The organism is Gracilibacillus dipsosauri (assembly GCF_003176895.1).
Lineage (GTDB): Bacteria > Bacillota > Bacilli > Bacillales > Amphibacillaceae > Gracilibacillus > Gracilibacillus dipsosauri.
In genome coordinates, this window is the sequence record NZ_QGTD01000013.1 from 1 (window position 1) to 12,581 (window position 12,581).

The 12,581-nt window shown below is 36.3% G+C and carries 8 protein-coding genes and 1 other annotated feature; of the genes, 1 reads left to right on the forward strand and 7 read right to left on the reverse strand.

Translation table 11 applies throughout. The annotated features are described in order from the left end of the window. Positions 1–403: 403 nt before the first annotated feature. The 3 genes from leuS to DLJ74_RS13700 form a co-directional block, all read right to left on the reverse strand. Positions 404–2,821 carry a leucine--tRNA ligase gene (leuS, locus tag DLJ74_RS13690; RefSeq protein ID WP_109984891.1) on the reverse strand — a complete coding sequence of 806 codons (2,418 nt, stop codon included), beginning with the start codon at positions 2,819–2,821 and terminating at the stop codon, positions 404–406. Between the two features lie 68 nt (positions 2,822–2,889). Next, positions 2,890–3,100, reverse strand: a binding site (T-box leader). A gap of 77 nt (positions 3,101–3,177) precedes the next feature. Further along, entirely contained in the window at positions 3,178–4,254 is a 1,077-nt protein-coding gene (gene rlmN, locus DLJ74_RS13695; RefSeq protein WP_054861293.1) for a dual-specificity RNA methyltransferase RlmN, read from the reverse strand. 76 nt (positions 4,255–4,330) lie between these two features. Beyond that, the gene (locus DLJ74_RS13700; protein ID WP_245902343.1) at positions 4,331–5,458 is read right to left on the reverse strand and encodes a tellurite resistance/C4-dicarboxylate transporter family protein; all 1,128 of its coding nucleotides are present in this window, start codon (positions 5,456–5,458) and stop codon (positions 4,331–4,333) included. A gap of 222 nt (positions 5,459–5,680) precedes the next feature. Here DLJ74_RS13700 and DLJ74_RS13705 point away from each other — a divergent pair, with 222 nt between their 5' ends. Beyond that, entirely contained in the window at positions 5,681–5,881 is a 201-nt protein-coding gene (locus DLJ74_RS13705) for a cold-shock protein (RefSeq protein WP_035726336.1), read from the forward strand. A gap of 73 nt (positions 5,882–5,954) precedes the next feature. Here DLJ74_RS13705 and DLJ74_RS13710 read toward each other — a convergent pair whose 3' ends face one another. The 4 genes from DLJ74_RS13710 to DLJ74_RS13725 all read right to left on the reverse strand — a co-directional run bounded on the left by DLJ74_RS13710 (position 5,955) and on the right by DLJ74_RS13725 (position 12,529). Next, the gene (locus DLJ74_RS13710) at positions 5,955–7,526 is read right to left on the reverse strand and encodes an FMN-binding glutamate synthase family protein (RefSeq protein WP_109984892.1); all 1,572 of its coding nucleotides are present in this window, start codon (positions 7,524–7,526) and stop codon (positions 5,955–5,957) included. A 16-nt stretch (positions 7,527–7,542) separates the two neighbouring features. Beyond that, a complete protein-coding gene (gene ctaD / locus DLJ74_RS13715; RefSeq protein ID WP_109984893.1) occupies positions 7,543–10,029 on the reverse strand; it encodes a cytochrome c oxidase subunit I in 2,487 nt (828 codons plus the stop codon). 70 nt (positions 10,030–10,099) lie between these two features. Continuing rightward, positions 10,100–10,792, reverse strand: a complete 693-nt coding sequence (coxB, locus tag DLJ74_RS13720; RefSeq protein WP_109984894.1) for a cytochrome c oxidase subunit II — start codon at positions 10,790–10,792, stop codon at positions 10,100–10,102. A 12-nt stretch (positions 10,793–10,804) separates the two neighbouring features. Beyond that, positions 10,805–12,529 (reverse strand): pyruvate oxidase, encoded by a 1,725-nt coding sequence (locus tag DLJ74_RS13725; RefSeq protein WP_109984895.1) that lies wholly within the window; start codon positions 12,527–12,529, stop codon positions 10,805–10,807. Positions 12,530–12,581: the final 52 nt, after the last annotated feature.

Here is a 12,581-nt window from a genome sequence, read left to right on the forward strand (position 1 = left end):
AAACTCTCCATAAAATAGATGCACCGAAGTGCTTGTGTTGATCAAGCTCGCTTAAAGCTAGCATGTTCTTACTTTTTTGTACTGGTTGTTTTGTTCAGTTTTCAATGATCAATGTCTAAAGCGACATATAAATTATAACAAATACACTAGAAAATTGTCAACCACCCGATAAAAAGTTTATCTGTAATGTCGACTTTTTCTATAATACATACTTTGATAAAAAAAGTCAACAAAATTCCGCGAGAAAATAATGGTAATTCAGTGATCTAAACATTCATGTTCTTTAGTAGTTAAAATGTGTCACTTTCCTTGTAGTCATAACAAAAGAATCTCTTTGCATTCAAAAACGAAAAAAGCCACAACAAACATCATTAGAGATGTCATTGTGGCTTTTTTATCTATACTAGTTTGCTACAATATTAACTAATTTCCCAGGTACCACGATTACTTTTCGAACGGTTAACCCTTCTAATTTTTCCTTTATTGCCTCTTGAGACAATGCCTTTTCTTCCATTTCCTCTTTTTGTGCATCTTTTTTCACCATCATTTTCGCTCTTACTTTCCCCATAATTTGAATGACCATCTCGACTTCATTTTGCACAAGCTTAGATTCATCATAGGTCGGCCACTCTTCGTACGTTATAGTTCCATCATGCCCTAGAAATTGCCACAATTCTTCGGCCAGATGTGGGGCAACAGGAGATAAAAGTTTTACAAATCCTTCAGCATAAGCTAGAGGAATACTAGTTGTCTTATATGCTTCATTAACAAATACCATCATTTGTGAAATGCCTGTATTAAAACGTAAGTCCTCAAAATTTTGTGTCACTACTTTTACTGTTTCATGATAAACTTTTTCCAATTCTTGAGATTCTTTATCATCAGAGATTTTACCCGAAAGCTTTTCATCATCTGTTACAAAAAGACGCCACACTCTATCTAAAAATCTTCTTGCTCCATCCAGCCCGTTAGTTGACCATGCTACGGAAGCATCTAAAGGACCCATAAACATTTCATATAACCGAAGTGTGTCTGCTCCATGGCTTTTAACGATTTCATCAGGATTCACTACATTCCCTTTTGACTTACTCATTTTTTCATTATTCTCGCCTAGGATCATTCCTTGATTATATAATTTTTGGAATGGTTCTTTTGTTGGGACTACACCTATATCATACAAAAATTTATGCCAAAAGCGTGCATATAATAAGTGAAGTACCGCGTGTTCTGCACCGCCAATATAAACATCTACTGGCAGCCATTCATTTAGCAATCGTCGATCCGCTAATTGTTTAGAATTCTGTGGATCAATATATCTTAAGAAGTACCAACAGCTTCCAGCCCATTGAGGCATAGTATTTGTTTCACGACGACCCTTTTTGCCAGTCTTTTCGTCCACGACATTTACCCAGTCATCCATATTAGCCAATGGTGATTCTCCCGTTCCCGACGGTTTTATTTCCTCTGTTTTTGGTAAAACCAATGGTAATTCTTCTTCAGGGACTGCCGACATCGTGCCATCTTCCCAATGTATAATCGGAATAGGTTCACCCCAGTACCGTTGACGACTAAATAACCAGTCGCGTAATCGGTAGGTTACCTTTCTTTCCCCTTTATTATGATCTACCAACCATTTAATCGCTTGTTCTATTCCATCTTGCTTGTTTAAGCCATTTAAGAAATCTGAATTAATATGAGGGCCATCTCCTGTAAAGGCTTCTTTTTCAATATCCCCACCTTCTAATACAGGTACAATCTTCAAGCCAAACTTTTTCGCAAATTCATAGTCTCTTTCATCATGTGCAGGCACAGCCATAATAGCTCCTGTACCATATGACATTAATACATAATCTGCAATCCAAATTGGAAGCTTTTCCCCATTAATAGGGTTAACGGCATATGCTCCCGTAAATACACCTGTTTTATCTTTAGCAAGATCTGTTCGTTCTAAGTCACTTTTAGCTTTCACTTGATTAATATATTGTGCAACTGCTTCTTTTTCTGTTTGTGAAACGATCTTACTTACAAGTGGATGTTCTGGAGATAGCACGGCATAGGTCGCACCAAATAAAGTATCAGGCCGTGTTGTAAAAACAGTGAAGGTCTCTTCAAAGCCTTCCACCTCAAAGATTACTTCAGCCCCCTCAGAACGTCCGATCCAGTTTCTTTGCATATCTTTAATACTCTCAGGCCAATCTAACTCTTCTAAATCTTCTATAAGTCTGTCGGCATATGCAGTAATTTTTAACATCCATTGTTTCATTGGCTTCCGTTCCACTGGATGTCCACCGCGTTCACTTTTCCCATCAATAACCTCTTCATTAGCTAACACAGTACCTAGAGCTGGACACCAATTGACAGGTACTTCATCAATATAGGCTAACCCTTTCTCATAAAGCTTTAGAAAAATCCATTGAGTCCATTTATAGTAATTTGGATCGGTTGTCTTTACCTCTCGGTCCCAATCATAGGAAAAGCCTAGTTCTTGAATTTGACGACGGAAATTATTGATGTTTTGCTCTGTAAAAACTGCAGGGTCGTTACCTGTATCCAATGCATATTGTTCTGCAGGAAGACCGAAAGCATCCCAACCAATTGGATGTAACACCTCGTAGCCTTGCATTCTTTTCATTCTTGACAAAATATCTGTTGCGGTATACCCTTCTGGATGCCCCACGTGAAGTCCCGCTCCAGATGGGTATGGAAACATGTCTAATGCATAGAACTTTTCTTTATCGGAATGGGTATCAGTCGCAAAAGTCTTATTATTAATCCAATAATCACGCCATTTTTTTTCTATTTTTAAATGCTCAAATGACATTTTATTCCCTCCTTATTAACAACAAACGAACATTTGTTCTTAAACACAAAAAAACTCTCCTATCCCAGCTATGGGACGAGAGAGATTCCCGCGGTACCACCCAACATTAGTGTTAGTATTTTACACTCACTTTATTTCCTTAACGCGGATTACGACAAAAGCTACTGCTTCACTTTTGTAACATCTGAGGTGAGTTCGTAAAGATTAGTAATGACTTTCACCAAACGCCATCTCTCTTGAACTAATTGCTTTATTACTATTCCTCTTCATCGTTTTTTTACTTTAATTGTTGATTACTTTCTGATAGTTTAATGAAATGTCTTTCTTTTGTCAAGAAGTCCCGTGCCTTTGGGCTTTCATTGGGATACCTTTTGCTTATCTTTTTTAATCTGTTTACTTCTTAATTGTCCACAAGCAGCATCAATATCTGTACCATGCTCGACACGCACACCACAATTTATCCCATTTTCAAGTAATACTTGATAAAAATCAAGAATTGCCTTTTTCTCACTTCTATTATATTGATTATGCTCATCTACTGGATTATAAGGAATAAGATTGACGTAAGATAAATGTCTTTTATCCTTTAATAGCTGGACTAATTGCTTCGCCTCTCCTACATGATCATTTACATCCCTTAGCAAGATATATTCAAATGTAATTCTTCGATTGGTCTTTTCTAGATAATAATCAATTGCAGGCATCAATTTTTCTAAAGGAAATGCTTTATTTATTTTCATTATTTTAGTTCTTAGCTCATTGTTTGGCGCATGTAGAGATAATGCCAAGTTGACTTGAATATTCTCATCAGCAAAATCATATATCCTTTTTGCTAAACCACTTGTAGACACGGTTATGTGTCTTGCACCTATTGAGAGGCCACTTTTGTCATTTACGATCCTTAAAAAGCTCATTGTATTATCATAATTATCAAAAGGTTCCCCTATTCCCATCACAACAATATGACTCACTCTCTCGTCTTTCCCACGCTGATCTAAATGTTTCTGAACCTTCATAATTTGTTCAACTATTTCACCTGCATTTAAATCGCGATCCTTCGTCAGCAAACCGCTCGCACAAAAGGAGCAACCAATATTACAACCTACTTGTGTGGTAACACAAACGGAATAACCATAATTAAACTTCATCAGAACTGTTTCTATAAGATTCCCATCCTGCATTTTAAACAAAAATTTGATCGTACCATCCTTTGATTCCTGTTTAATTTCTTCCGTCAATGTTCCAAGGATAAAGTGTTCCTCTAATAGTGAAAGACAATCTTTATTTAAATTGTACATGGCTGAAAAAGTATCCACTCTTTTTTTGTATAACCAATCCCAAACTTGCTTCGCTCTAAATTTCTTTTGTCCATGTTCGAGTAACCAACTAGTCAATTCATCAAAGGTTAATGAATAGATGGAAACTTTGTTCATTATAAATACCTCATTTCAATTTTCCGATTCATTACATCCCTTTATCATAATTGGTATAAGGCAATAAATCAAGTTTTCATTTATCCTTCAGAAGGATGTCACGAACTAAATGGATAACCATTAAAATAATACCTAATAGCCAAATTAAGAAGGCTGGATAAATAAAAAATGTAGAGATATTAGCTAAAAAAGGAATTTCTAGCGCCTTTGATAATTTAAAGGTGGCTATTGTATACATTGCAACAGGGAAAACCATCCCCCACATTTGCTGGTCATAGTTAAGCGGAAATTTATGTATGATATAGCGCCAATACATTAGAATGACTAATAACGGAATCCACCATGTTCCTGTTACCCAGAAAAAAAGAGTGAATCCTTTCACAAATGGAATGAATTGTTGGATCAAAAGTGATTGCTGTGAATTCAGAATAATTAGGGAACCAGCTAAAGTAGTTATCGCGACCGCACCCATATTAATCCAATAAGGTGGAGTATAGGAAGAATATTTAAGATGCAGAAAAGTAAATCGATAAAAGATTAAGGTTATAATACTTAAATACAACATACAACCTAACAAATACATAGATAATGAAACAAAGAATATAAACTCTGCCCACTGCTCATCCCGAATCGAGGACACAAGTAGTGTCCCGACAACAGAGATCGACTGTGTTGCCACAGCTGCAATTAACCATGCTCCGTTAATCCCCTCCGCTAAGCTCGGCTTATCCTCTTGAATCGTAATGGCTGTAAAAAATGTATACATAATGGCAGTCCATAAAATAATGGAGATCAACCATAAGATTAATGCCAGGTTAGTTTTGTTTACGAAAAAAAGAAGCTCTGTTGCATAAACATTAATACCTGCAACAATCGTAAAAAAACCAGGCCCTCTTAAGTGACTTGTTAAATCTTCCTTCACATATGAAAAGAAAAATAAAAACCGAATCGTAACAACAATCGCTAGAGTAATAATAAAAAGAGTATTGAGGTAAAACAAATAGTTACTCCATTTATCATAATCGAGTAAATATGTAGCAATGGATAAAGCCCCAGTGGCCATTACCAATGCAAAGTATCCAGGAAATAAATGCTTGATTTTATCAAAAATAACAGACAATTGAACATACACTTCCATTCCTAACAAGCTTTTTACATTAACAAAGTATAGTACTATTAATATGGAAAATCTACCTAATCCCATTCAAAATTCTAATTTTCGACATATAAGACTCCTTACTGACTCAAACAAAAATCAATTATTTTTGGGATACGCTTGCAATTTATTGTTTCACTTGCTATAATGATTTTAGCTATTTTGTTCGATGACACCTTCAAGTATCGTAACGTAAAGTTTTCGTTTTGAGGCAAGAGCAAGAATAGTAATACATTTGTGTGAACGGTTCACACTAGGAGGAAAAGAATTATGGTACAAGGTACAGTTAAATGGTTTAACGCAGACAAAGGTTTTGGATTTATCGAAGTAGAAGGACAAGACGATGTATTCGTACACTTCTCTGCTATCCAAGGCGAAGGCTTTAAAACACTTGAAGAAGGTCAAAGCGTAACTTTCGATATCGAAGAAGGTAACCGTGGACCACAAGCAGCTAACGTTGAAAAAAACTAATATAGCTTGCAATCAAAAAAACACTAGTTATTCTAACTAGTGTTTTTTTTGATTAATAAAAAAATTCTTTCACTTATCTTCGGCTTTGCACTTCACTCCAATTGGTAAAGTTTTTAAATTCAGAATGAAATTTAATATGGTCCCGCTTGAATTTCGTTGGACTATCCAATCCAGAAACAGCTGCTAAGTCAAACAATCCTTGTCTTAAAGTGACAAGATAATTACATACACGAAATTTCTTTTCCTCAATCACTAATGCTTTTTGTAATTTTTTATCAGTAGTTGCAACCCCAACGGGACAAGTATTCTTATGACAAACTTGTGCCATGATACACCCAACACTCATCATAAACCCACGTGCAATATTAACAAGATCTGCACCAATACATAGGGCCATCGCAATCTTATCAGGGGTCAAAAGCTTTCCAGAAGCAATAATCTTTGTCCTATCTCTTAAATCGTACTTTCGTAGACAATCATCTACTAAGGGCACTGCCGAAAAAGACGGTAATCCAACGGAATACGCCAAGGCATAGTAGGAAGCACCTGTGCCACCCTCTCCACCGTCCACTGTTATAAAATCAGGAATGATTTCAGTTCGTTTCATAGCGCCTACTAAATTGTTTACTTGTTCTTCGCTACCAACCACAATTTTTATCCCAACCGGCTTACCACCAAATTCACGTAATTGCTGTAAAAAGGATAACAATTCCTCCGCATTTGAGATGCCAGGGAATCTATTAGGACTATTAATATCTTCTCCAACCTTTACCTTTCGAATTTGTGCAATTTCTTCGGTGATTTTAGCCCCATCCACATGTCCACCGCGAGTTTTTGCCCCTTGACCGAGCTTTAATTCAAATGCCTTAATCTGGTCGGTATCGGCATGTTTTTTAAATTCTTCCCATGAAAAGTGACCATCCTTATCTCTGACTCCAAATAATCCAGGACTAATTTGCATTATAATATCGACATTCCCTTTTAAATGGTATGGTGATATACTTCCTTCTCCTGTATTCATCCATGTTCCACCTGCCATTCCAAGGCCTAATGATAAAGAGGTAATGGCATTTTCGCCAAGTGAACCATAGCTCATAGCAGATTGGCCAATCAACCCCTTCAATCGAAATGGCTTTTTAACGGTATTTTCGCCTAATAAAACATAATCTTCCTCTTGGAGATATGCTGGATTAATTTTTACTTTCTTGTGGTGCTCCTTACGATTGAATAAGCTTTCATCCTCTATTTCATAAATAAATGTCTCTATTTTAGGTTTTTGATTTATTTTCAATTCCTCTGTTTTAGCTGGAAACATGTCATTAACAAGATATAATCCATCCTTATCAAAATCTCTTTCCGCTCCATAGCCCATTAAGCTTGTTTGATATTTTCCTGCCTTATTAACATATTCAAATTGCTTGCGATTAAATGGTTTTCCTTCTAAATCATGGTGAAATAAATATTGTCTTAATTCTGGTCCAACCTTCTCTAAAATATAGCGTATTTTTCCAAGGAGCGGATAATTTTGTAGAACCGAATGCTCTGATTGTTTAATATCGTGAAGATAAAGCCATAATAAAAAGAAAGCTGGAATCATTAAAATCACAATGATCGTAATGAAAAAAATCATAAACCAAGTATTCATTTTACTCTCACTCCTATCAACCTAAATATGGCAAATATACGATTAGCACGATGAACACCCACACAATGTCAACAAAATGCCAATAATAACTTAAAATTGTTTGTTTTTCCTGATACAAGACTAAAGGAATTTTATGCATCTTCAGTTGTATATAAAGCTGAAGTAGCCAACCTAATCCAAAAAGAACATGTGCTGCATGTAAACCGACAAGCACGAAAAAGGAAGAAAGAAAGACATTAAGGTCTATCACAAATCCTTTCATCCAATAGTTGTAAAACTCATGAAAAGTAGAACTTAAAAAAGCTAGCGCTAAAATAGTCGTCATAATAAATCCTGTATGAAAGATCTTATTATTTTGTTTTTTAAGACCTCTCTCTGACAAAGCGATGGTTCCACTCGATGTTAATAGGAAAATAGATGATAGAATAACGGTTTTCGATTCGAATACCTGCTCTGGCCTCGGTCCAATAGATGCTGGTGTATAAAGGAAATAAGTCGCAAACAAGACAGCGAACATAATACCATCTATTGCTAGATATAGGAAGAAACCCATTTTCTTGTCATCAAATAGAATATTTAAATCTTTTTTTAATAGATTTCCCTTTTGTACATTCTCTACTCTTTTGTCACACCATGATAAAAAAATAATGATGATTATTGTCACTACAGCTGTTAAGCTGGCAAGTGTATGCCACTGATAGATCATTGCAAGAGAAAAAAGAAACAAAGTTGCTGCAATAACAGCAGGAATGACACTTTTGGTGGAAATAGGATTAGGCCGTTGTGGTAGTTTATTTGTCCATTTTTGTTGATTCTTCTTTAGTTGCCATAGGGGCTCTAAGCTATCCACAATTGGTGCAGTGTTAAAATCATCCTCTTTAGGGGGAGAAGAGACTGCCCATTCTAATGTCCGTCCATCCCAGCAATCATTTTCCACCTGTTGTTTTGATCGATAGGTTTTATACACATTCCATGCAAAGAATAGCATTCCAATTCCCATCACAAAAGCACCTATTGTGCTTAAACTATTAAAGAAAAACACACCATCTTCCTTTGTATAAGTAAAAACACGGCGGGGCATACCATTTAGTCCAGCGAAATGCATTGGTAAAAAGGTTAAGTGAAATCCAATGATAAAAAGCCAAAAATGCCATTTACCTAATCGTTCATCTAGCATTTTCCCAGTAATTTTAGGATACCAATAATAGATTCCAGCGAATATACCTAATACGGTAGCACCAAGAATCGTATAGTGAAAATGTCCCACAACAAAATAGCTGTCATGAAATTGAAAATCAGCTGAAGGTATTGCTAGCATAACACCTGTTACCCCTCCCATTGTAAAAGAGGGGATAAATCCGATGGCAAACAACATGGGTACTGTTAACTGAATCTGGCCACCCCTCATAGTAAATAGCCAATTAAATACTTTAATTCCTGTGGGGACAGCAATTAGCATGGTCGTAATCGCGAAAAATGTATTCACCATTGGTCCTAAACCAACTGTGAACATGTGATGCACCCATACCATAAAACCTAAAAAGCCTATTAAAATAATGGATAACACCATGGATGAATATCCAAAAATAATCTTTTTCGAAAAAGTTGAGATAACATCCGAGAAGATACCAAATGCAGGTAATGCCAAAATGTATACTTCTGGATGCCCAAATATCCAGAATAGATGCTGCCAATAAACAGGATCACCTTCTGAACCAGTAAAAAAGCTCGTTCCAAACATTCGATCAAACATCAACAAATAAAGAGCAACCGATAAAGTGCTAAAAGCAATCAATATTAACACAGATGTCACGAAGGTACTCCATGTAAATAATGGCATGCGAAACATTTTCATACCTGGCGCTCGTAAGCGAAGGATGGTGACAATCATATTAATGGCTGTTAGCAATGTCCCTATGCCAGATAGCTGGATACTAAATATGTAAAAGCTGTTACCAACATCTGGAGTGAATTGGGATATACTTAACGGCGCATAGGCAGTCCAACCAGCATTCGGTGGTGTACCAAAGAAAAAGGAAAGATTGAATAAAATTGCACCACTAAAGAACAGCCAAAAGCTTAATGAATTAAGAATGGGGAAGGCTAGATCCTTTGCACCGATCTGAAGCGGAACAACAACATTCATCAATCCTATTAATATTGGCATAGCAACAAAAAAAATCATGATCGTTCCGTGCGTTGTGAACAAACCATTGTATTTATCTCCTTGAAATACCCAAAATTCAGTATTTGGTGCTATTAATTGTGTCCGAATCAAAAGGGCGTCTACTCCACCACGAAAAAAGAAAAGCAAGCCACTTAAAATATACATTGTTCCAATTTTTCTATGATTAGTGGTCGTTACATAATCCCATAAAATTCCCCATTTTCTTTTTTTCCATATATAATAGCCAATAAAAAGAGCCAACACGATTGAAAAAATCCATGCAACAATAATATCAGATGCTTGATATAAGGCTTGTGATGTAAGATCCATATCCATTCTTACCCTTCTTTCCTGCTAAATGATATTTGCTATTTTGACAAGACTCTACATCTCGCCAATGCTATCCTTATTCATCTAGCCAATCTAAAAATTGCTTAGAAGAAATAACTCTTGTCGTAAATCTCATATCTGTATGATTAGTGCCACAAAATTCAGCACATTTCCCTTGATATACTCCGGATTCTATATTTTCTAATTTCATGGTGTTCTCTTTATGTGGTAAAACATCCACCTTTCCCCCGATAGACGGGACCCAAAAGGAATGAATGACATCCTTTGATCGCAAATGTAAAACAATCGTTTTATCACTTGGGAGATATAATTCACCAGATGTCGTTTTTCCATTTTCATAGATGAAGGTCCATTGATATTGCTCTGCTGTTACATTAATATGAACCTCTTCCCTTCTATCACCTGACTGATCCGCTTGATTAGGTGATTGATTATAGGTTACGATAACGGTTGGAATGGCCAATATTGTCAGTAACAAAACAGGAATGATTGTCCATACGATTTCAAGTTTCTTATTGCCTTTCTCATGTTTTAAAGCCTGATGATTTCCTGTCCTGTTACGATATTTACGCACTAATCGGGACAAAAGGAAAAATACGGTAAGAAGCACAAGGATCATGATTCCAAAACTAAAATAAATTAAAAAGCTTTGTGCTTCCGCAGTATCACTCTTCGGATTTAGTACGCGAATGTGACATCCACTCAAGAAAACACCCATCAAGCTAAATAGATAGATAATTTGTTTCATCTTTTTTGCTCCTTACAATAGCCGTTTTAGCACTGTTTTTAAGGATGGCATCTCAAAATCCCCTTCACGCTCTATCAACCTTTTCCATAAATGTTTAGAATATTGAATGGCTTGATTCCATTCAATTTTCCCTGGTAATGGTGCACGATCTTCAATCATTACCTCAATCAATGTAGGACGTTCACTATTTTTAGAGGCATGTAAAGCATCTGATAGTTCTTCTATTGTTTGAGCCATGAAACCTTTCCCGCCACATATATCTGCAAATTTAGCGTATTGGAAATTTTGTAAATCAGTTTGATATGGGATATTGCCGATTTCCTCTTGTTCATACTCAATCATCGCAATTTTTTCATTATTCAAGACAATAACAGTAATAGGTAGGTTGTATTTTACCGATGTCAGAAAATCCTGCATACCCATAGAAAAACCACCATCACCACAAATTGCAATAACCTGTTTATCTGGGTGGGTTAATTTTGCTGCGATCGCTCCAGGTAAGCCACAGCCCATTGTTGCTAACCAACTCGAAATGACAAATTGTTGATTCTGCATTCGAAAAAATCTCGCCATCCATGTGGTGACATTTCCAACATCGACAGATAGTATCGCATCATTTTCTGTATATTCTTGGAGCTTGTGAATAACCTGTGGTCCCTCTAGTTTTTTACCTTCCTCCACCTCGACAAGATGATCCATGTGCTTCCACCAATTGACCATATTCTCCTGACATGCTTCTAAGAATTTTCGATCTTTACGATGAAACAGCTGTTGATTAAATCTACTTAGTATCTCTTTTGCTGAACCTATTAAACCTATTTCTGCAGGATACCATTTTCCTATTTTTTCAGGGTTAATATCTAACTGAATAGCAGGTACCTTTTTCGGTAGAAATTCTCGGTATGGAAAGGAAGTCCCTATAAGTAGCAGTAAGTCAGTCTCTTCCATTGCTTCATATGCAGGTTTTGTCCCTATCTGTCCCAAATTTCCTAGATTCAATGGATGTTGATCTGGTATCACTCCTTTTCCTCTTAGTGAAACAACAACCGGGGCTGCAATTTTCTTTGCGAACTCTATTAATTCCTCTCGTGCATCCATCGCTCCTTTTCCAGCTAAAATTACAGGCTTTTTTGAACGCTGTATTAATGAAACAGCTTGTTTCACACTTTCTTTATTAGGAAAAAGATGATATTCGGCTACTTTTGATGAGCGAAGCTCCACTTTATTCACCGTCTCTTTAAAGATATTATCTGGGACATTTAATACGGCTACACCCTTTTGTTCATATGCTTCTTTAAAAGCTTGTTTTAATAATGGTTGTATTTGTTCACCAGATGTAACTCGTCGGTTAAATATAGCTACATCGTCAAACATTCTTTCCAAGTTTACTTCTTGAAAGTTATTTGTTCCTAAAAGCTGGTGTGAGACCTGTCCAGTAATCACAACCAACGGGGCTGCGTCTTCTTTTGCGTCATACATGCCATTTAATAGATGAATAGCACCAGGCCCTCCAATAGATAAACAGACCCCCACTCTACCCGTTATTTTTGCTTCTGCAGCTGCTGCTAAAGAAGCAGTTTCTTCATGACGAACTTGAATAAATTTTATTTGTTCCTTTGCTTTCCTTAATGCCTCTACTAGGTTATTAACAGAGTCCCCTGGATAACCATAAACATGATCAATATTCCAATCTTTTAATATATCAACTACAGCATCTCCGGCTTTCATTCGATCCACTCCTTAGTCAAATTAACCTTATAACAAATCTACCCGTTAACTATGGATTAAA